Genomic DNA, 21,340 nt, shown 5'->3' on the forward strand with positions numbered 1-21,340 from the left:
TACTCGGCTTATTAAAAATTTGACTCAATTAAGTGATATTAACCAAATGAATATGACCACTGCCAATACAGCCCGTTTACTGATTACTTGTGAAGACAAGCCTGGGATCGTACAGGCTGTATCGAGCTTTTTGTACCACCAAGGTGCAAACATTACCGCGCTTGATCAGTATGCGACGGAAGCTCAGGGTGGACGTTATTTCATGCGTGTTGAGTTTGAACTTGACCATTTACAGTCACGTAAAGATGCATTAATTCAAACATTTGCTGCCAACGTTGCTGAGCGTTATGGCATGCAATGGCGTCTTGCTTTCGTAAACGAAATTAAAAAGGTTGGTATTTTAGTTTCTAAAGTCGACCATGCTTTACTTGAGTTATTGTGGCGTCATGCACGTGGGTCGTTACCTTGTGAAATTACACACGTGATTTCTAACCACGAAGATTTACGTGAATCTGTTGAGAACTTCGGTATTCCATTTACTGTAATTAAAGTAACTAAAGACAATAAAGCTGAAGCTTATGCACAAATTGATGAAATGATGCAGGGCAATGACTTATTAGTTCTTGCACGCTACATGCAGATTTTAAGCGAAGATTTTGTTGCGAAATGGGAAATGAAAATCATCAATATCCACCATTCTTTCTTGCCAGCTTTCGTGGGTGCTAACCCATACAAGCAAGCTTATGAAAAAGGTGTAAAGTTGATTGGTGCGACAGCTCACTATGTGACGGCTGATCTAGACCAAGGTCCAATTATTGAGCAAGACGTTGAGCGTGTAAGCCATGACTATAATGTTGAGCAACTTCGTGAGCTAGGTGAAGATGTTGAGCGTAATGTATTGGCTCGTGCAGTAAAATGGCATTTAGAAGACCGTATTATTGTTGATGGTAACAAGACGGTTGTTTTTTAAATAACGCTTATTTTAAAAAAGCACGCTTCATGCGTGTTTTTTTATATCAAAAAAATTATTGAAATGATATAACGTAACAATATTGAATGAATTTATGGTAGGATTCGATCTCTTCATAGTGAAATTAGCCTAACTATATAAGTTAGATTAAACACTTTGTGAACAAGAGATACGCGTTCATGTAACTATGAGAAAACAAAAGCAAAGACACTCAACTGATACAAATTAGTGATATTGAGCAAATGTTTTTCTCAAAAAATAGTTGCAAATGAAAACACTTCTCATTTATTATTGTGGCACTTTATTGTTCTATCCGATGTTTGAAATCGTTTCTACAAATAGAAATCTGAAATCATCATCCATTAGGTAATTAGATTCTTATGAGTCAATCTTCCGCAGCCTTAAACTCTCCCAATCCGATGAAAAAGAAAGTCATCACGGCACTAATTGCGGTTGCAATTGGTCATATCGGGGTCTTATGGGCGGTCAGCCATATTAAGCCTGCTGAATTAAAGCCAATCGAGAAGAAGCCTTTACAGGTACGTTTCGTAAAAATTCAAGAGCAACCAAAACCCCTACCTCCTAAGCCAAAGGAACCGCCTAAAAAGCCGGAACCTAAAAAAGAGGTAAAAGAAGTTAAAGTTGTTGAAAAACCTGTGACACCACCTAAAAAAGTGGAAAAAATTCAACAGGTGAAAAAAGCTGAAACACCAAAAGAAACAGTAAAGACAGAACCTAAAGTTGAAACCAAAGTGGTAACGACAACTGTTACTGAAAAAGTTATTGAAAAACCAAAACCAGTGGTACAAGAAGCGCCTAAAGCTCAACCTGCCCCAGACCCATCACCGAAACGCGTTTCAATTGGTGGTTCGGGTGTACAGTGGAGCCGCTCACCACGTTTAACAGTTTCTTCAAAAGATTTACAAGGCGAAGCACGCTCTGTCATGGTACTTATTGAAGCCGATGAAAAAGGCAAAATTATTAATGTACGAGTGACTAGAAGTAGTGGTATTTCAAGTCTAGATGACAAAGTTGTACGTGCTGTTCGCGGTGCGAAATTTAAACCTTATATGGAAAATGGTGTTGCTTATCCAATTAAAGCAGAGCAACCCTTTGATTTAACCCCTTAAATGAATTTGAGTCCCAACGGCTAACCTTAATCAGGAGTTCAATATGAACTTTTCAATCTATTGGCAACATGCAGATGCAGTGAGTAAGACCCTGTATTTCATCTTATTGGCAATGTCGATTGCTACCTGGACAGTTTTCATCTTACGTTTGATGGGGACTCGCCAGCTAAAACAACAAGCTTATGCTCAACTTTCTCAGGCTATCACTTCGCTAAAAGCAAAGTTACAACCTTTGAGTTTTGAACAGCGTAAAGCGGTTGCAGAGCAGGCATTACTTCGTCAGATTTCTGCTGAAAAGGCCAATGCTGATAAAGGTATTTCTGTTTTAGGAACGATTGCTTCAATTGCACCATTCGTAGGTTTGTTTGGTACTGTTTGGGGTATTTTCCATGCGCTGGTTGCCGTAGGTAAAAGCGGACAAGCAGGTTTGGCTCAAGTGGCTACACCAGTAGGTGAAGCACTTATTATGACTGGTCTTGGTCTTGCAGTTGCGATTCCAGCGGTATTGGCTTATAACATTTGTGTACGTGCAAACCGTGGTCTTGCTCATGACTTACAAGATCAAGCGCACAGCTTGTTAATTGACACAATGTTGCAGCAAGACTCAACTGTAAAGTCTGATGTTAAAACTGCACAGCAAAGTTACGTTGGAGGTCAAGCTTAATGGCTTTTCAATTGGGTGAAGACCACGATAGTGGCATGAATGAGATGAATCTCATTCCGCTAATCGACATTATGTTGGTGTTAATGATCATCTTTTTGGTCACAGCAACAGTTGCCAACCCATCGATTCCATTAACGCTTCCTAAAACAACTGCTGAAATTATTGATCCACCACCAAAAGCAATTACGATTAGTATCAATGCAAATGGTGAAGTGGCTTGGGATACTCAAGTAATTAGCCTAGATGAGCTTCAAAAACGTTTTCAAGAAGCAGGTCAAGGCGATGTTAAACCAACAGTTCAACTTCGTGCTGATAAAGAGTCGAAGTACGATACTGTTGCTCAGGTAATGTCTCGCGCCAGTGAAGCCGGACTGAGCGATATTGCCTTTGTAAGTGAAAACTAAAATTTAGTTTACTCAATAAAAAAGCAACCAATTTGGTTGCTTTTTTATTGCTCTGATTTATTGATCTTTCATCAGATGCTGGAATTTACTATATAGCTTGAGCAGCTTTGGTGGAATCGCAAAGTTGCAATAACCTTGTGAAGGATTCTTTGCATAGTAATTCTGATGATATTCTTCTGCCGGATAGAATGTCGGAACAGGAGACAGCTCAGTCACAATATCAAGATCGTCATTTTTTAGAGTCTGAATCGTGTGTTCCGCTGCCTGCTTTTGCTCTTCATTATAATAGTAAATAACAGAGCGGTATTGCGTGCCAATATCATTACCTTGGCGATTTAAAGTCGTTGGATCATGAGTCGCAAAGAACACGTCGAGTAACTGGGAGTAAGTTACTTGCTCTTCATCAAAGTCGACTAAAATCACCTCAGCGTGCTGGGTGTCTCCTTGACATACTTGCTCGTAGGTAGGGTTAGTGGTGTGTCCACCTGCATAACCACTCGTTACTTTTTCTACACCGCGTATTTGTAAAAATACAGCTTCGACGCACCAAAAACAGCCGCCGCCAAATAATGCCTGTTGCATTGTTTTTCCCTCTATTTCCTGCCTATTACAATAGGGTTTATGTATTTAAAATACAAAGTAAAGCATGTATAAAAAAGTAAAGAAAAGTGCATTACTTATTTCATTTAGCTTTAGGTAAACCTTGTCGAACGATTTGAGAGAAGTGTTGACTACTCTGATCTGAGAGCTGTTCAAAATTTTCAGTTCTTGGGTTGATATGCGCAATTTGATACCACTGTTTTAAACTGATATTTTGATTAAGTGCTTTAAGGTCATATAAATAATTAGGTAAGTAACCGGAAGCGATTAGACGATAATCTTTAGGAAGTTCATAGGGGTTAATTGCTTGAACCATATCAAAAATTAAAGTTGTACAGTTACTCGTAAGTGTGTTGTACCACTCAGGCTTGTTGCGCAGCTCATCCGATTTCTTAAGATATTCTAAAAATAGCGCTTTTTGCTCGCTACGCGGCATATTGACTGGAAAATTATAAACTTGCTCTTTACGGATGTTGCTACGTGTATAGACAATATCCTTTTCATCAGAAGCAATTAAGCTAAGTTCATATTTTCTAAAAAAACCGCCAATTGCCGAAAACTCTTCAGTCTTTTCTTTACGAATCTCGATTGAGAAGACCAAAGGTTGCTGATTCTTAAATTCGAAGCTTACCAGCGTATGAGCAATTTGTGGTCCCATCCAGTAAGAGGCAATGATGTTTATGCCATTTAATTGCTTAAGATCAAATGTTCGGGTTTCCCATCGTACATCATAGGTTCCGTCAGGATGCCAGTTGAAGTTACGAACATTGTGCAAAGTGATCACATCGCCGTGCTTTTCGTAACTCAGTATATTAGCAACTTCAGGGTTCCAGTCTCGATCTTGACGTGCAGTAATCGAAAAATACCAGACTAGTGAACAAGCAAATGCAAGAAGATAGATCAGAATGTCGGTGCGTCTGCTAACAATATGGCCTTCAACATATAAGCCAGCCATGCTGAGTGCAAAAGCAATCCAGATGCCAATGAGTATGCGGCTGCCTAACCAGCCAAAAGGTTGTTGAACCCAAAGCGCTACGCATACCCAAATGCTAGAGAACACAATAAACAGCGTGAATAAACTATGTAATAGCCCAAAAAGTAGAGCAGTAATAAATTCACGTGTTCCGATATTGTGCATAGGCATCCATAAAATTATTTTTTATAAGTGGCAAACTCGAATGAAGTTCCTGATTTTTCATCAACATGCTGTTCACTTGCGGTTTTATGAAACTCACTCGGTATTGTTGGATAATGTGCATCACCTTGTACATCTAAGTCAACATGAGTGAGCTCAAGACGGTCTGCAATCGATAAGGTTTGCTTAAAGATTTCACCACCACCAATAATGAACAACGCTTGTTTTTCGGTATTCTTTACATCTTCTAAAGCTGCATTTAAGGCATCTTCAATTGAATACGCAACTTTAACGCCATCAAATTGCCAGTTAATGTCACGGGTAATCACCCAGTTCACACGGTTTGGTAGAGCACGGCCCATAGACTCAAGGGTTTTACGACCCATCACGACCACGCCACCTTGTGTGATTTCTTTAAAATGTTTTAAGTCGGCAGAAATATGCCATGGCAACGCATTGCCTTTACCAATACAGTGGTTTTTGTCCATTGCCACAACGTGGACAACTTCTACATTTTGCCATGCCATAATCTTATTCTCTAAACCGTAATCTAATGAAATTTAAGCCGTCTTTATACTGCAACTGGTGCTTTAATTGCAGGATGTGACTCGTAACCTACAATCTCGATATCTTCAAATTTGAAATCAAACAAATCAGTTATTTCTGGATTTAGTTTCAATTGGCATAGCGGTAAAGGCTCACGTGTCAATTGAAGTTTAGCTTGTTCAAAATGGTTTACATAAAGATGTGTATCACCACCAGTCCAGACAAAATCACCTACACCTAAACCGCACACTTGAGCAATCATATGGGTGAGTAGAGCATAACTCGCGATATTAAAAGGCACGCCTAAGAATACGTCAGCACTACGTTGATAAAGCTGGCATGACAATTTGTTGTCTTGTACGAAAAATTGGAAGAGCGTATGGCAAGGCGGTAAGGCAACTTGTCCAGCTTCATTTGGGTTCCAGCCAGAAATAATTAAACGGCGCGAGTTTGGATTGGTCTTAATTTCGTTAATTAACCATTTAATCTGGTCAAAACCATCTTGATTATAAGTACCGTCAGCATTTTTAGTTGCGCCGAAATTACGCCATTGATGACCATAGACTGGTCCAAGTTCATGCTCTGGACGGCCAAAGCGAGCAGTTTGTTCTGCTGTTGCCCATTCATCCCAAATTGAAACTTTATTGTCTTTTAGGTATTGGACGTTGGTGTCGCCTTTTAAAAACCAAAGTAACTCAATCACAATCGAGCGGAAATGAACTTTTTTTGTGGTGAGTAAAGGAAAACCTTTAGAGAGATCAAAACGCATTTGATGACCAAATACAGAACGGGTTCCTGTGCCTGTACGGTCGCCTTTGTCACCGCCATTATCAAGGATATGTTGTAGTAGGTCTAAATATGCACGCATAACACTCTCGAGTTCGGATTAATTCCATAAAATAGAAGGGAGATAGCTCACAAGATAAATAATTACTCAATAGAGCTGCTTCATCATGAACCACTGAAGATGATACCTGTTGTAGCTCAAGATGAAAATCTAAAATTAGTTCTAAGATATTTTTGCTGAATGTGTTTAGTTAAATCTTTTAGCGCGATTTTGATAAATCGAGACAAGGAAAAAGCCAACCAGTACAAAGCCTAAAGCTTGTATGAGATGAATCCATTTATGCTGAAAAGGGAGCAAATACATCAAAATAATAATGATCAAAATAGGATAGATTTTGATTAAAACGCCCAAGCTCGATTTGCCTGATGTGTTGTTTGAAAGTTTGGTATTCAAGTAATGCCCAATATGTAAACCAAACCCAAAAATAAGGCTGAGTATTGTATAAATAGGAGGTAAGGGCTGAACTTGATTAGCAGCATAAACTGCAACACAAACAACAATAATGAAGATAAGTTTGATGTGACGTGGTGCGTTGTACCAATAAGCCAACATATATTGAGCCTATTTATTAAAAAGTGATTGAGGTGAAAAAATAAAAGCAGCAAGAGCCATAAAAGCGATTCCTTGAACGCCCCAGATCAGCAAGTTCGGCATTGTTTTAACAAAAATAAGTGCAAATAAAAGAGCGATAGGGATCCAAGTCAGCAGGCGGTAAAGTAGGCCAGTTGGATTTTTTTGAGCAAAATGCAATTTAAAATAGCGACATATTAAAAAAATAACCCCAGTTCCTGTAAACATTAAAATGGTATCTAAAGGCAATGGTTGGTATTGATATAATCCGATACAAATCAACAGTGTAATAATTAAAATTACTAATTTTTTAAATGTCGGGACTTGAGTGTTAAACCAGAATTCCAGCATGTCGTATCTTCATTTTTAGGAGAGTAAAAACTGTAGCATAAAAAAGAAAAGAGGAGCCGAAACTCCTCTGATTTATCATATTAACTGTTCTTTTGTGGGCCCCAGTCATAAATTTTCTTTTGGTAGGCATACCACATCATCCAAAGGCCAATTAATAGCATTGGAACGGTGAGGATCTGACCTTTAGTCATCCAGCCAAACAAAATAAAACCTTGGTCGGCATCTGGTTGACGGAAGAATTCCATCACAAAGCGTGCAACGCCATAACCCATTAAGAATAGAGCAGAAACTGCCATACGTGGACGTGGTTTTGAACTAAACCACCACAAGACAATAAATAGGATTAAGCCTTCACAAATTGCTTGATAAATTTGTGATGGATGGCGTACCAGTTGTAATGGATCAGTTGGGAAGATCATACCAAATGGATAATTTGGGTCAGTTACTGCACGACCATATAACTCTCCACCAATGAAGTTACCAAAGCGCCCAAACATTAAGCCAGTCGGTACACATGGGGCAATAAAGTCGAGGGTTTGGAACCATGTTTTTTGATATTTTTTACACCAAAATAACATCGCAATCATGACGCCTAAAAAGCCGCCGTGGAAACTCATACCACCTGTCCAGACTTGGAATAACCAAATCGGATTTTCAAGGAATTTATCAAACTCATAGAAAAGGACGTAGCCGACACGACCGCCCAGAACGACACCTAAAGCACCGTAAAACACCAGATCGGAAACCATTTCTGATGTCCAGCCATCACGCTGTTTGGCACGGTAGGAAGCAAGCCCCCAAGCACATAAAAATGCCAATAAATACATGAGTCCATACCAATGGACTTGAAGAGGTCCTAGATGTATTGCGACCGGATCGATATTAGGATAGGTCAGCATTGCTGCTCCTTGATCTTACGTTTTGACAGATTGTAGCGGAATGATGTGAAAAATGTTGTACATTCAATGTGTAAAGATAGGGAATAAGAAAAGATGTGTATTGTGACTTTAGCATGGCATGTTCTGGATGATATGCCCTTGTGTCTTATGTCAAATCGGGATGAGTTTTATCATCGTCCAACAGCTTTGTTGCATCAGTGGGAACATACCCCCATTGTTGCAGGACAAGATTTGCAGTCGGGTGGCACGTGGATGGGCGTTACGCCTCAAGGTCGATGGGCTGTTTTAACCAACTTCCGTGATGGACGGGATCAAAAGTCTTATGAGACTTCTCGGGGGCATTTGGTGCAGGCTTTTTTAGAATCTGATTTATTGCCGATTCGATTTGCTCAACAATTAGAACAGCAGCAACAGAATTTTGCTGGCTTTAACTTATTTATGGGAAATGCTGATCAAGCGGTTTATATGAGTAACCGTGGTGAAGCTCCGCAAGTATTGGCTAACGGTGTATATGTGGTTTCGAATGGCTTGATGTCTGAACATTGGGAAAAAACTAAACATTTACGAACACGTTTTACGCAAGAGTTTTTACCTATGCTTCAGCATCAGACAGAAGAGTTAACTTTGCAACATGCGGCGTGGGATATTTTGGAAGATGAGCGCAAAGTCACAACTGCTTTATTACCCAATACTGGCATTCAAGCAGAGCTGGAAGAGTTATTGTCATCTACCTTTATTCAAAGTCCTGTGTATGGCACACGCTGTTCGAATTTTCTAAGAATGACCAATAATGAATGGCTTTGGTTTGAAAAGATCCAACAAGGTGAGCACAGCGGTCAAATTGTGCAGCAACAAATTCCTTTAAATCGATAGCAATAAAAATGCCGATCAATTGACCGGCATTTTTATTGGCATAAACGAATTAGCCTGCGATCACACCGCCATCTTTACGCGTAATCACAACAGTTGCTGAACGTGGACGTGCTGTTTTATTGCTTGGGTCTTTTTGAGTTGCTGGCCAGTTACTGTCTGGTGTTGCGTAACTTTTCGAGTCTTCACCAGGGTGTTGAACATTAATAAAAATAGCTTTGTGATCAGGTGTCATGGCAATACCTGTAATTTCACATTGCTTTGGTCCAACCAAGAAACGGCGTAGTGTTGAGTCTGTAACTTTAGCACCGACTAGCGTTTGTTGGCCATTTGACGTAGTGGCAGTAGTACCATCACCAATTTGACCCGGTAGCGCTGCAAGCATCATACAGTTAGTAACATCGGTATAAGCACCATCATCTGTTTGAATCCAAAGTACGCCACGTGGGTCAAACCACATCCCGTCTGGAGATGACAAATCATTGTTGTCTGTTAAACCTGATAAGTTGATGTTTGAAGCCATCGATGCTTCTGCACCAAACAGATAAATATCCCACTTGAAGGTTTCGGCAGTGGTTTTGTCATCAGTTTCTTTAAAACGGATAATATGACCGTTAACGTTACCCTTTTGCTCTTTAGTGCCGTTGTAGAGGTCTGTGTAGTTACGTGGGTTTGCAGCATCGGTCGCGTAATCTTTACCACGATTTGAGTTGTTGGTTAGGGTGACATAGACCTCGCCGTTTACTGGATTAACCGTACACCATTCTGGGCGGTCCATTTTTGTAGCACCGACTGCATCACCTGCCAAACGTGCAAATGTGACAACGTCTGCCTGAGATTTGAAAGGGTATGTAGTGTTGCTTTCATTTAAGCCATTTTTGCCGTAGGCAAGTTCAATCCATTGACCTGAACCATCATTATTAAATTTGGCAACATACAATTTACCCGCGTTCATATATTTGTCGCCAGCTGTATAGCCACCATTTACATCTTTGGTATCCCACACAGCGGTCGAGACAAATTTATAGATGTATTCACCGCGAGAGTCATCACCCATATAAAACGCTAATGGCTGACCTGCTACAGCGCGGCAAGCACTATCTTCATGTGCAAAACGACCCAATGAGGTACGTTTAACTGGGTTTAGGCGGTTATCAAAAGGATCAATCTCGACCATCCAGCCGAATGTATTTGGCCCATTACGGTAGTCCTGTGTCGGCTGTACGGCTTTTACATCGGCATTCCAGCGATCATACAAGTCTTGTGATTCAACTTGACCAATTGCTGTTTCCCAGCCGTAGCGTGAACCAGATCCTGCCTTTAAGCCATAGCGTTTCAGTGCAATAATTTCTTCTGGAGTACGTAACGCGTCATCAGTCGTACTACGAGCAAAGTAACCAATAAAGTTTTCTTCGGTAGTTAAGTATGTGCCCCAAGGCGTATAACCATTACCGCAGTTATTATGGGTGCCACGAGTTTGACGACCAGCAGGTGAGAAACGAGTTGCAAGCAAACTAGACCCAGCAGCAGCACCTTCAAAATCCATCTCTGTTGATGCTGTAATACGACGGTTAAAAGCAGAACTTTTATCAATTGTTACTTGTTGAGTTGTTGGATCTTTTTTAATGTGAACAATAGATACGCCATGCGCATTGGTTTCACGAATGACTTCATCTTCAGGGCGGCGTCCATCAACTCTTGTTGGACCTTTTGGGTGAAGGAAGGTCTGGTTGATATATTCGTGATTCATGACTAACAAACCTTGCGCTGAAACACTCTCGTCAAATCGGTTTGTTGAAGTATTTAAGCCAAAGAAATGCATGCCGTCATGGCAGTCGCCAGAGCGAAACTGGAAACTTGGACCAAGTGGAATTTTATTGTCATCCCAATCTCCAACTTTTGGATTGATTGAATCCCCTAAAGCGTAAATAACATTGGCTTCATAGCCTTCTGGTACAGTCACGATATCGTTGTGGTTTTTTGCCACTGCTGTAAAAGTTAATTTCTCTGGTTTTTTATTTGGATCTACAGGTGGGATTCCACCGTTGTTAGAACCTGAGTCATCATTACTATCATTACAGCCTGTTAAAGTAGAGGCTAAGGTTAAAGCTACAGCACCACTTGCTGCTTTAGTAATTAAACTACGGCGACTGATGTGTTGTTCTAAAATGTCACGAAAGTGGATATTGTCAGAAGTATTGTTGTTCAATTCTTGGTCTTCATGATATGGCGTCAGCTCTGTCATGGGAAATTCCTAAATAAATAAAGAGATTGTTCTAAAATTCTTCATGAGCTTAGTTTGTGAATGTGACGAGGCGTTGACGTTTTGATGATAAGTTAATGAAAAGTTCTGTAATTTTTCATTTAATTTTCATAAAAAGTAAAAGTTGAATGTAAAAATATTAAAGCTGACCTTAGCCAGCTTTAATATTTAGAGAGGTTATGAAAAATTATTTAGTTGTGACTGAAGGGGCAATTGGGTCTGCTGTAATATAGCCGACGTTAGCACTATAACCATTGTTGTAATTTTGGTTAATTAATGCCTTAACATCCTCAGGTACACTACTACTATCGCCTGGATGTTGGAAGTTGCTCATGATGTAAGTCCAACCGTTGATTGAATCTACCGCATGTAAACCTGTTGACTCTGCACCTGCCGGTGTAGAAAGTAAACGTGTTAACTCTTTGGTATCTACATTGTATGCCCACAAGAAGTTGTTCACGTGGTTACCTGAGTCTTCACCAATGAATAATGTACGTAAAGTTTCAGAGAACTTCAGATTGTCTGGGCTAGCAATTTTGTCTGGGTTCGCTGTATTACCTAAACTATCTTTCGCAGCAAGATCTTCACCCATGAGTAGCATATATGAGTAAAGAGGAACCCACTCGCTATTGATTGCGCTACCTTCGTTGTCTGTAAAGCTATTACCTAACTTGTGTGCAAGCACGCCACCAGCAGTAATCTTTTTAGAGAACGCGACATTATGTCCAGCGACATAACCTTTACCGCCAATGACCATTGAATCTTGAATATTAGCTAAAGCAGAGTAAGCAACTTTATCTTTAATATTTACGTTAGTACCTTCCATCTTGGTGAACGCCATACTTGCACCTTTTAGTGCTGCATAACGATGTGTTTCCAAGAAAGCTGCTGCTTTTTCCATGCCTGGTTTAAGTTTGACCCAAAGCTGTTTCTTTGCCAAAGTGATTTCAGTATAGCTGGCATCATTTGGATTGGTTGTTAAACTTTCCATGATGTCAGTTGACTTAATCCCACCAGCAACTAAATCCTCAATTTCTTTACTAGTCGCATGGCCAAGTTTGATCCATTGAATGCTAGCAGTTGAGATTTCAGTTAGGGTATTAATGTATTTAGCAACATATAGTGTCCCTGCAGATAAATCTTTTTCTTTATCTGCAACGAACATGAAGAAGCCACCGTTGGTGTAGTCATCTCCCATAAGTGCTGTACGGTTGTCTGGCATAACATGGATAAGTTCGTGAGAAATACGACCCAAACAATAGTGCTTTTTAATGCTACCTGTACCATCAAGGTTAACCGTTACTTCTGGCAAATGACCGTAGTTATATGGGTTTGCTTTGGTTTCATCACCAAAGAAGTATTTACCAAGATATTTTGGATCTGTACCGCCAATACCTTGATTGAATGCATCTGGCTCGTATTCTTCACTTGATAAGTGAGTGTTCCAAGGTGATAAGCTAGCACCGCAAGTAATCCATAAACCGTGTACTGGTGCAGTATCAACATTGAAGTATTTTTTTAGTTCTAGGTGACCTGTTTTTTGGTCTTGATCTAAAGTTAAAATTGCGATTGGTGAAGGTAATTGACCGTAAGTATCACCACCTGCTTGGTCTTTAGAGTTGTATTCAAATTGAACGACATGGAACACTGGGTTTGCTACGCCTTCAACTTTCGCACCTTCTAATTGAATTAGAGATGAACCATCTGGACAGTCTGAAAAGAACTGACGCTCTTTACCAGCAACTGACTTATCCATAATTGGATTGCCGTTAACATCAAAATAACCACCCGCGATAATCGTCCCACCACCAAGTTTTGGTACGCTATCACCAGTTTTAAAGAAAGGTTTATAAGCGAGTTGGTATTCAGTACTGGTTGAATTTTCCCAATCAATTTTTAATTTAGAATTCACTACAGTTGTTGCACGATCAGCTGCAGTTGTTGGCGCTGGCATTGCTGTGAATTTTGCATTTTTAAATTTGCTTGGTTGTGGTGTTGGAGTGACTACTGAGCTGTCATCACTATCATTACAACCTGCTAATGTTGCTGCCGTAGCCATCGCTCCTAATGGTAGAAAAGGAATCCCCGAAAACCATTTTAAAATTTCGCGACGCGTTGGTTGAGTAGAAGCAGTTGTCATAAGAAATCCGTAAATTTTGTGGGTATATTTGTTGAGTTGATTCTATGGACTGAAAATGACACTTTTCTTACATTTTTAAGTCACTTTGAAGACAGTTTATCGCTTTGTAGATTAAAAAGTGCTCTACATAAAAAAGCCTGAACTTGTAGGCTCAGGCTTTTTCTTAGAAATCATTTTATTCAGCAGAATGGTTTTTTCTTTTCTCAAGAATTTTACCAAAGAGCAGGCCGAGCTCAAAAAGCAACCACATTGGAATTGCTAACATCACCATTGAAATTGCATCTGGCGGTGTAATAAACATCGCTACAAAAAAACATCCAACAATAATAAAACGTCTTTTTTCAGCAAGGCTTTTTGTATTTACCACACCGATTAAAATAAGGAGAAGCGTCGCGATTGGAATTTCAAAAGTCAGTCCAAATACTAAAAATAACTTTAAGCAGAAGCTTAGGTAGCTATTAATATCCGTCATCGGTGCAACAGTTTCAGGCGATACACTAATAAAGAAATGTAAAATTGCCGGAAGAGTAATGTAATATGCAAAAGCAACACCCGCATAAAACAAGACAATACTACCGATGAGTAATGGTAGTGCTAAATGACGTTCTTTTTGATACAGCGCTGGACGAACAAATGACCAGATTTCATACAGAATAAATGGCATTGCCAGCACAAGTGCGACAAATAAATTGAGTTTAAAAGGCGCCATGAATGTTGCAGTGACATCGGTTGCAATCATTGACGAGGAGGTTGGAAGTTGCAGCCTCAAAGGTTCGGATAGTAATTGGTAAGTATTATTTCTAAAAGGTAATAAGCAAAAAAATAAAAATAAGGTTACTCCGACAATCCTAAATAAATGACGTCGTAAAACGACCAAATGGCTCATGATTGGCATTTGGTCTAAATTTTCCTGATTATTTACAGTGGTTGAAGGCAGTTGGTTCATACGGCAATCTTCAATTTAACAGGTGATGTCTCTGAAATATCAGTTGATGATGCTAAAGGCATAAATTTTCTAATGTATGGGACTTTATAATGGCCTGATATAGGAAGACATATCCGAATAGGTTGGGGCACTGATTTGGTTGTCTCAGCCTTATCTATATTTTCAGAAATATTCTGCTTTTGAATTTCTTCAAGCTGTTGTTGTACTTTACGTTCTAGTGCTTCAATGCGGTTGAGTTCTTCTTGCATTTCTTTTCGAAACTCAGAAAGACGCAACTCTTGATCAATCTCATTTTGCAAATTGGTAATATAACGTTTTAGACGAACATACCAACGACCAGCAAAGCGTGCAGCTTCTGGAAGTTTATCCGGGCCTAAAACTAAAATTGCAATAATTGCAAAACAGAGTAGCTCTGTCATTCCTACATCAAGCATAGTCGAAAACCTTTAGCTTTTTACTGATGTGCTGTCAGGTGTTTTGACTTGGGCATCAATTGTACGTGGAGTATTAAGAGCAGTAGTCTCATCTTCTTCACGAACTGATTTTTTAAAATCTTTTACTGCACCGCCTACGTCTTTACCGATATTTTTTAATTTCGACGTACCGAATAATAAAATAACGACAATTGCAAAAATAACGACATGCCAAATAGATAAACCGGCCATGATCTTATACCTCTTTTCAGTTTGCTTTATATCAACAGGTTGACATGACAGGAATGTGACATTTATATGTCATTTTTAAGACAATGAATGGCTGTCAAAACCTAAAAAGTTCATTTTATAAACTGAATATCTTCTTTTTTTATTTATACATAGTTTGAAAAGAGTCACTTAAATTACTTGAAATGGAGAGTACATTTCATTTTGAAAAGGTGTAGCATAGCAAGCTGGTTTTGATGAGCAAGAGGAGAGAGCGTGGCGCTACTACTGCCTATATTGGCATTTATCACAGGACTTCTACTTGCTCAGACTTCCATTGCAGAAACCATAAAACCTATTCTTTCAGCTTGGCTTGCCCGCTTACTAATACCAATTGTTATTATTTACAACATGGTATTTTATCAGCCAGGTAGTTTGAGTTTAATGCTGTTTAGTTTCGGTTCAGCATTTCTTATTTTCTTTGCCTATTTAGCTTTATTTAAAGACAGATTATTAGCGCTATGCGTGAGTTATACCAATATGGGGTGGCTTGGCTTTCCCTTTGCCATGGCTTTATTTGGCCCTGATGCTACGGCTCCTATTGTGGCTTTATATATTGGTATGTCTCTTTTTGGAAATGCATGGGCTGTTACGGCAGTCACCACTGCACCACAAAGTAAGCTCAACATATTAAAAAAGGTTTTAACTTCTCCACCGTGTATTTCAATATTTTGTGCACTTTTACTTAGGTCGTTAGGTGCTCAACATATCGAGCATCCTGCTATACATTGGGTATATGAAGTTGCCAAGTTTGTCATGACTTTTGCTGGTATGTGTGTGCTGGGAATGTGGCTACGCCGTACCCGAGTGCATTTAAAAGACTTAATTTACAGTACAAAAGCTCAAGCATTTAAAGTAGTGTGCGGGTTTATTCTTTGTGGCTTAGCTTATAGATTTTTACCCATTCCAAATATAAACCAGCAAATTGGAGTGATGTTTTTAATGTTCTGTCTGCCGCCAGCAGCCAATATCGTAGCGCTAGAAACACATTATCAAGGGACCGGAAGATCAGCGGCTTATATTGCCTCAGGGACGATTGTGAGTTGTATTTTTATTGCGATTTATGCGGTATTTTTGCATTTCCCACTATAATTAATTTAAAAATTTTTCCCCTACATCTGCTTGTGCGAAGGCGGCATGGATGCCGCCAGTTAGACTGTGGTACATGAACGTACCATCAGTCTAACAAAAGATTTTTGCTTACTTTTCATCTTTGAAAAGTAAGGTCTGCCTATACAAAGTTTAATATATTCTAACGCTGCATATTGTGGCCATGTGATCAGCTTACTTCTGTAAGCTCTCTTTAAATAACCGCATCGCTTGTCCACGATGACTAATCTTATTCTTGTCTTCTTTAGACAATTCAGCGCTAGACACTTGTAGCTCAGGCAACCAGAACAATGGGTCATAACCAAAGCCATTTTCACCACGTGCAGCTTCTAAAATTTCGCCGTGCCAGATTCCTTGGAAAATTTGTGGTAAAGGATCTTCAGCATGCGTCACTAAAGCAAGTACGCATACAAACATACCTTCAATTACTTCACCATTTTTACGGTAGGGTAAAAGGTCATTTAATAATTTGGCATTGTTCGCTGCATCGTCACCATGTTCTCCAGCATAGCGTGCTGAATAAATGCCAGGTGCACCGCCTAAGACAGGAACACAAATACCAGAGTCGTCAGCCATAGCAGGTTTACCTGAAATTTTAGAGGCATGACGAGCTTTGATAATGGCATTTTCAATAAAGCTTAAACCATCTTCAATTGCATCAGGAATATTAAGGCGACCTTGAGGAATAATTTCTACTGGTAACTTAAGCTGTTCAAAAAGTTTTTCAAACTCTGCGACTTTACCTTTGTTATTGCTGGCAAGAACTAAACTGCCCTGATCAAACCAATGTGGGGTAGACATAATAAAACCAAACTTTATAGCTAATATCGAACGTGAGTTATGTTACGTGTTTTTTAAGAGGGGATATAGAGGGAAATAAATAGAATATAAAATGGGACAACCTAAACTAAAGCCACCTTGTAGAGCATACAAGGTGGCTTTAGTCGAGTAAGGTTTTTTACGGATGAACCGTTATTATTGTGCTTGAATCCATTTGTCCGCACGGTCACGTGCTGTACGGATTTGTTCTTGAGTTAAGTTTGCTGCTAGAGCAGTTTTCTTACCTTCAGATAAGCTAATCACTTTATTGTCGAGCATGCCATCACGAGTTGAAAGCTCATACCATTGGTAAGCACCAACGTAGTTTTTCTTTTGCTCTTCCATCATCGCGAGGTTATAGCTTGCACGGTTATCACCATTGCTTGCTGCTTTTTCAAAGTATTTACGAGCCATAGACTCATCTTTTTTAACACCAATACCGTCGGCATACATGCGGCCTACGTTTAATTGTGCTGGCGATAAACCTTGATCCGCTGCTGCTTTAAACCATGCGAAAGCCTGTTTGTCATCTTTTGCTACATCTTTACCATATTGATAGTGTGTACCAAGATAAAACTGTGCGCCTGCTTGACCAGCTTTTGCTGCTTTCTGAAGATCGTTAATCCCCATTGTTGAAAAACGTGCAGCCTGACTCGCAACCGATTGTGGCTGGGCGATATAATCTGCATGAGCCTGCATACTTAGCAGTCCTGCAAATAGTGTGCTAAATAATGTCTTTTTCATAGTGCACTCACTCGATAAATAGCGACTTCACCAAACAAATTCGGAACATGTTTGCTTAACAGGCTTCCCTGCTGATTTCCATTGACGGCGAGTCGATTAATAATTTGTATCTGATTTTCAGCACATAGTGCTTCGAAATCTTTAAATGTACATAAATGAATGTTGGGAGTGTTATACCACATATATGGTAGAGCATCCGATACAGGCATCATTCCTTTTAATGCAAGAAAAGAGCGAGTCTTCCAATGTGCAAAGTTTGGAAAAGTAATAATTGCCTGTTTACCCACACGCACCATGTCTCTTAATAAAACATCGGGTGCATCTACGGCTTGCAAAGCTTGTGCCATAACCACATAGTCAAAGGACTGGTCTGCAAAGCGGCTTAAGCCGAGATTCAAATCTTGTTGAATAATATTTAACCCGCGACTGACGGCAATTGCAATCTTTTCTTGATCAATTTCTAAACCATAAGCACGAATTTGATGCTTTTGGCTCATATGAGCGAGTAATTCACCGTCACCACACCCTAAATCGAGTACGCTTGAGCCGGGTTTAATCCACTTTTCTGCCAGTTGTTGATCAATACGCATTAGCTTGCCTCCAGTGATGTCGATTTTAAGTGTTCTTCACCGCCTAAGAAAGCGCGCATGGTTTTGACATACAGTGGAATCGGGAATAAGAACGAGTCATGGCCTTGTTCAGCATCAATATCAAGATAACTTACTGGCTTATGATTGGTAATAAGTGCATCTACAATTTCTTGTGAGCGGCTTGGTGCAAAACGCCAGTCAGTTGTGAACGAGACAATAAGGAACTGGCATTTAGTTTTACCCATCGCTTCAGTTAAAGAATGACCATACTCACGTGATGGATCAAAATAATCTAAAGCTTTAGTCATGATGAGATAGGTATTGGCATCAAAGTTACGGCTGAACTGTTCACCTTGATAACGTAAATAGCTTTCGACTTGAAACTCGACATCAAAACCGTACATAAATTTGCCAGATTTTAAATCACGGCCAAATTTTTGTTTCATGGCTTCTTCTGAAAGATAGGTGATATGACCGACCATGCGAGCCAAAATTAGTCCGCGTTTCGGATAACTATCATTTTCTAAATAACGGCCACGATGGAAATCTGGATCAGACAAGATTGACTGACGAGCAACCTCATTAAATGCGATATTCTGTGCTGAAAGCTTTGGTGCACTGGCAATAATCACACATTTTTGTAGGCGGTCAGGGTAGTCTACGGACCATTGTAGTGCTTGCATGCCTCCTAATGATCCACCGACCACTGCATACCAGACATCTACACCCAAACGGTCAGAAAGCATGGCCTGAGTTTTAACCCAGTCGCGTACCGTTACTAATGGGAAATCAGGTCCATAAGGGCGATTGTCATTTTCAGGATTTGGTGAGGTCGGGCCAGTTGAGCCATTACAGCCACCAATATTATTGAGCGAAACTACAAAAAACTTATTTGTATCGATTGCCTTACCCGGGCCAATACAACTATCCCACCATCCAGCTTTTTTATCATCTTCGTGGTGATAACCCGCTGCATGATGATGTCCGGAAAGAGCATGACAGATTAAAATTGCATTTGATTTATCAGCATTTAAAGTGCCGTAAGTTTCGACCATTAGTTCAAAACGTGGCAAAACACGATCACATTCAAGGTGTAATGGTTCTTCAAATTGGAACTTTTGCGGAGTGACTAACCCCACTGAATCAGCTGGAAAAGACACGGGAACATTTCGCCTTTTAAATCTTTCAGGAATAAAAAGAAAGGATACCAAGCTAGGTATCCTTTCCAAAGTCTTTTTTTTAATTAAACAGCGGCGGCAACAACCTGATCTGTACTTAAAACACCTTGATCAATCAAACGGTTGGTACACGCAATAATTGCTTCAATTGATGAGGTGACTGTATTGTCATGGACACCGGCACCAAACGAACCTTTACCTGTACCTTTTACTTGAAGTTCAATTAAGGTTAATGCTTTCGCATTTGCACCTGAACTAATACTACGTTCTTCATAGTTCAATACGTCAATTGGTAATTGAAGAGCATTTAAGAATGCAGAAATTGGTCCATTACCTTCACCACGAAGTTGTTGCGTTTCACCTTCGACATCAATATCAAGTTCGATAATTTGAGTGCCATTAATGTCAGATAACTTGTAGTGTTTGACTGTGTAGTGATGATTCTTCACATCAACATACGCGTCTTTAAATAACGTCCAGATTTCTTTAGCGTTAATTTCTGTACCGTTCTCATCAGCATATTGTTGAACAACCTGACTGAATTCGATTTGCAAACGACGTGGCAACACAACGTTGTAGTTTGATTCTAATAAATAAGCGATACCACCTTTACCAGACTGACTATTTACACGAATTACAGCATCGTAGTCACGGCCCAAATCTTTCGGGTCGATTGGTAAGTAAGGCATATCCCAGATTTCTTCGTTTTTCTGGTACTCGAAGCCTTTTTTAATCGCATCCTGATGTGAACCAGAGAATGCAGTAAATACCAAGTCACCTGCATATGGATGACGAGGGTGTACAGGTAAACCAGTACATTCTTCAACCGTTGCAATCACTTCATTAATATTAGAAAAATCTAACTCTGGTGCTACACCTTGGGTATACATGTTCAATGCAATTGCTGCAACGTCAACGTTACCTGTACGTTCACCATTACCGAACACACAGCCTTCAACACGGTCAGCACCTGCCATAATGGCAAGTTCTGATGCAGCAATACCACAGCCGCGGTCATTGTGGCAGTGAACAGAAATAATTACACCATCACGACGTGCCAAATTACGATGCATCCATTCAATTTGGTCTGCATAAACATTTGGTGTAGAAACCTCGACAGTCGCTGGCAAGTTTAAAATAACTTTATGATCTGGACGTGCATCCCAGATTTCTGTGACGGCATCACAGACATCTTTAGCCACTTCCAATTCAGTTGCAGAGAAACATTCTGGGCTGTATTGGAAAATCCAGTCTGTTTGAGGATATTGAGCTGCATACTCTTTAACTTTTTGAGCAGCATTAATTGCTAATTGTTTTGCGCCATCAACATCTACATTCAACACCTTTTGACGGAAGGTTGGAGAGTTGGAGTTATAAATATGTACAATCGCTCGTTTAGCACCTGCCAAAGATTCAAAAGTACGTTCAATTAAATGGTCACGTGCTTGAACCAAAACTTCAATGTATACGTCATCAGGAATATGATTTTCTTCGATCAACATACGAGTAAAATCGAAGTCAATTTGAGATGCAGAAGGGAAACCGATTTCAATATGTTTAAAACCGATTTTCACAAGCATTTTGAACATTTTAAATTTTTGTTCCATGTTCATCGGTTCAAAAATTGCTTGGTTACCGTCACGTAAATCCGTACTCATCCAGATTGGCGCTTTTGTAATTTCGTTATTTGGCCATTGGCGATCTGGTAAATCCACACGCTGGTACATACGGCGGTATTTTTTGCTAGGGTCAGCCAACATCATGAGAAAACTCCTTGTCTCGTAGCGCGGTTGCTCTGGATATATTTAAAAGGCAACATCTCTACTTAATATATATGGTATCTAATTCAAAAAAATTAAAGGGAATTTCAAAGTGCTGCTTTAAAAAGCAGACAAAATTTTTATACGCGCGCTTGGCGCAGCA

General features: G+C 39.7%; 22 protein-coding genes and 1 pseudogene. 6 read left to right on the forward strand and 17 right to left on the reverse strand.

The features are described from left to right. Positions 1-46 precede the first annotated feature (46 nt). The 4 genes from purU to AW165_RS06145 all read left to right on the forward strand — a co-directional run bounded on the left by purU (position 47) and on the right by AW165_RS06145 (position 3,108). A complete protein-coding gene (gene purU, locus AW165_RS06130; RefSeq protein WP_005066088.1) occupies positions 47-910 on the forward strand; it encodes a formyltetrahydrofolate deformylase in 864 nt (287 codons plus the stop codon). 380 nt (positions 911-1,290) lie between these two features. After that, positions 1,291-2,040, forward strand: coding sequence for an energy transducer TonB (locus AW165_RS06135; RefSeq protein ID WP_002114938.1), 750 nt, complete (start codon positions 1,291-1,293; stop codon positions 2,038-2,040). A 43-nt stretch (positions 2,041-2,083) separates the two neighbouring features. Further along, the gene (locus AW165_RS06140) at positions 2,084-2,704 is read left to right on the forward strand and encodes a MotA/TolQ/ExbB proton channel family protein (protein ID WP_001011664.1); all 621 of its coding nucleotides are present in this window, start codon (positions 2,084-2,086) and stop codon (positions 2,702-2,704) included. After that, the gene (locus AW165_RS06145; protein ID WP_000885432.1) at positions 2,704-3,108 is read left to right on the forward strand and encodes an ExbD/TolR family protein; all 405 of its coding nucleotides are present in this window, start codon (positions 2,704-2,706) and stop codon (positions 3,106-3,108) included. Before AW165_RS06140 ends, AW165_RS06145 begins: the two co-directional genes overlap by 1 nt. A 57-nt stretch (positions 3,109-3,165) precedes the next feature. On the opposite strand, the gene msrA is transcribed toward AW165_RS06145, so the two are convergent. The 7 genes and pseudogenes from msrA to lgt all read right to left on the reverse strand — a co-directional run bounded on the left by msrA (position 3,166) and on the right by lgt (position 8,056). Continuing rightward, complete coding sequence (msrA, locus tag AW165_RS06150) at positions 3,166-3,690, reverse strand: peptide-methionine (S)-S-oxide reductase MsrA (protein ID WP_004794799.1); 525 nt, start codon at positions 3,688-3,690, stop codon at positions 3,166-3,168. 100 nt (positions 3,691-3,790) lie between these two features. After that, positions 3,791-4,846: a DUF4105 domain-containing protein gene (locus tag AW165_RS06155; RefSeq protein ID WP_060465247.1), complete on the reverse strand. Its 1,056-nt coding sequence runs from the start codon at positions 4,844-4,846 to the stop codon at positions 3,791-3,793. 14 nt (positions 4,847-4,860) lie between these two features. Further along, positions 4,861-5,370 (reverse strand): dihydrofolate reductase, encoded by a 510-nt coding sequence (locus AW165_RS06160; RefSeq protein ID WP_002114723.1) that lies wholly within the window; start codon positions 5,368-5,370, stop codon positions 4,861-4,863. A gap of 44 nt (positions 5,371-5,414) precedes the next feature. Next, the gene (gene thyA, locus AW165_RS06165) at positions 5,415-6,257 is read right to left on the reverse strand and encodes a thymidylate synthase (protein ID WP_017398793.1); all 843 of its coding nucleotides are present in this window, start codon (positions 6,255-6,257) and stop codon (positions 5,415-5,417) included. A gap of 143 nt (positions 6,258-6,400) precedes the next feature. Then, positions 6,401-6,788 (reverse strand): annotated as a pseudogene (locus AW165_RS06170) (hypothetical protein); the annotation flags it as partial. 9 nt (positions 6,789-6,797) lie between these two features. Beyond that, complete coding sequence (locus tag AW165_RS06175) at positions 6,798-7,157, reverse strand: hypothetical protein (protein ID WP_002115133.1); 360 nt, start codon at positions 7,155-7,157, stop codon at positions 6,798-6,800. Between the two features lie 80 nt (positions 7,158-7,237). Continuing rightward, on the reverse strand, positions 7,238-8,056 hold the full coding sequence (lgt, locus tag AW165_RS06180) for a prolipoprotein diacylglyceryl transferase (RefSeq protein ID WP_005066098.1): 819 nt from the start codon (positions 8,054-8,056) through the stop codon (positions 7,238-7,240). Between the two features lie 93 nt (positions 8,057-8,149). Here lgt and AW165_RS06185 point away from each other — a divergent pair, with 93 nt between their 5' ends. Continuing rightward, complete coding sequence (locus AW165_RS06185; RefSeq protein WP_060465249.1) at positions 8,150-8,929, forward strand: NRDE family protein; 780 nt, start codon at positions 8,150-8,152, stop codon at positions 8,927-8,929. Positions 8,930-8,978: 49 nt separating this feature from the next. On the opposite strand, the gene AW165_RS06190 is transcribed toward AW165_RS06185, so the two are convergent. The 5 genes from AW165_RS06190 to AW165_RS06210 all read right to left on the reverse strand — a co-directional run bounded on the left by AW165_RS06190 (position 8,979) and on the right by AW165_RS06210 (position 14,940). After that, a complete protein-coding gene (locus AW165_RS06190; protein WP_060465250.1) occupies positions 8,979-11,171 on the reverse strand; it encodes a PhoX family protein in 2,193 nt (730 codons plus the stop codon). A gap of 205 nt (positions 11,172-11,376) precedes the next feature. Beyond that, entirely contained in the window at positions 11,377-13,329 is a 1,953-nt protein-coding gene (locus AW165_RS06195; RefSeq protein WP_060465251.1) for a PhoX family protein, read from the reverse strand. A gap of 175 nt (positions 13,330-13,504) precedes the next feature. Then, the gene (gene tatC / locus AW165_RS06200) at positions 13,505-14,275 is read right to left on the reverse strand and encodes a twin-arginine translocase subunit TatC (RefSeq protein WP_002114673.1); all 771 of its coding nucleotides are present in this window, start codon (positions 14,273-14,275) and stop codon (positions 13,505-13,507) included. Further along, entirely contained in the window at positions 14,272-14,709 is a 438-nt protein-coding gene (gene tatB / locus AW165_RS06205; protein ID WP_060465252.1) for a Sec-independent protein translocase protein TatB, read from the reverse strand. Before tatB ends, tatC begins: the two co-directional genes overlap by 4 nt. Before the next feature lie 12 nt (positions 14,710-14,721). Further along, complete coding sequence (locus AW165_RS06210) at positions 14,722-14,940, reverse strand: Sec-independent protein translocase subunit TatA (RefSeq protein WP_002114991.1); 219 nt, start codon at positions 14,938-14,940, stop codon at positions 14,722-14,724. 252 nt (positions 14,941-15,192) lie between these two features. Here AW165_RS06210 and AW165_RS06215 point away from each other — a divergent pair, with 252 nt between their 5' ends. Continuing rightward, complete coding sequence (locus tag AW165_RS06215) at positions 15,193-16,068, forward strand: AEC family transporter (RefSeq protein ID WP_060465253.1); 876 nt, start codon at positions 15,193-15,195, stop codon at positions 16,066-16,068. Between the two features lie 192 nt (positions 16,069-16,260). Here AW165_RS06215 and rdgB read toward each other — a convergent pair whose 3' ends face one another. The 5 genes from rdgB to leuA all read right to left on the reverse strand — a co-directional run bounded on the left by rdgB (position 16,261) and on the right by leuA (position 21,180). After that, complete coding sequence (rdgB, locus tag AW165_RS06220) at positions 16,261-16,887, reverse strand: RdgB/HAM1 family non-canonical purine NTP pyrophosphatase (RefSeq protein WP_060465254.1); 627 nt, start codon at positions 16,885-16,887, stop codon at positions 16,261-16,263. 174 nt (positions 16,888-17,061) lie between these two features. Beyond that, positions 17,062-17,649 (reverse strand): tetratricopeptide repeat protein, encoded by a 588-nt coding sequence (locus tag AW165_RS06225; RefSeq protein WP_005804213.1) that lies wholly within the window; start codon positions 17,647-17,649, stop codon positions 17,062-17,064. Next, positions 17,646-18,239, reverse strand: coding sequence for a methionine biosynthesis protein MetW (metW, locus tag AW165_RS06230; RefSeq protein ID WP_001217230.1), 594 nt, complete (start codon positions 18,237-18,239; stop codon positions 17,646-17,648). Before metW ends, AW165_RS06225 begins: the two co-directional genes overlap by 4 nt. Beyond that, a complete protein-coding gene (metX, locus tag AW165_RS06235; RefSeq protein ID WP_060465255.1) occupies positions 18,239-19,399 on the reverse strand; it encodes a homoserine O-succinyltransferase MetX in 1,161 nt (386 codons plus the stop codon). The genes metW and metX overlap by 1 nt, the downstream gene beginning before the upstream one ends. Before the next feature lie 83 nt (positions 19,400-19,482). Next, positions 19,483-21,180, reverse strand: a complete 1,698-nt coding sequence (gene leuA, locus AW165_RS06240) for a 2-isopropylmalate synthase (RefSeq protein WP_005066113.1) — start codon at positions 21,178-21,180, stop codon at positions 19,483-19,485. Positions 21,181-21,340 lie beyond the last annotated feature (160 nt).

The sequence above is a fragment of the Acinetobacter sp. LMB-5 genome (assembly GCF_001541635.1).
GTDB classification, from domain to species: Bacteria; Pseudomonadota; Gammaproteobacteria; order Pseudomonadales; family Moraxellaceae; genus Acinetobacter; species Acinetobacter pittii.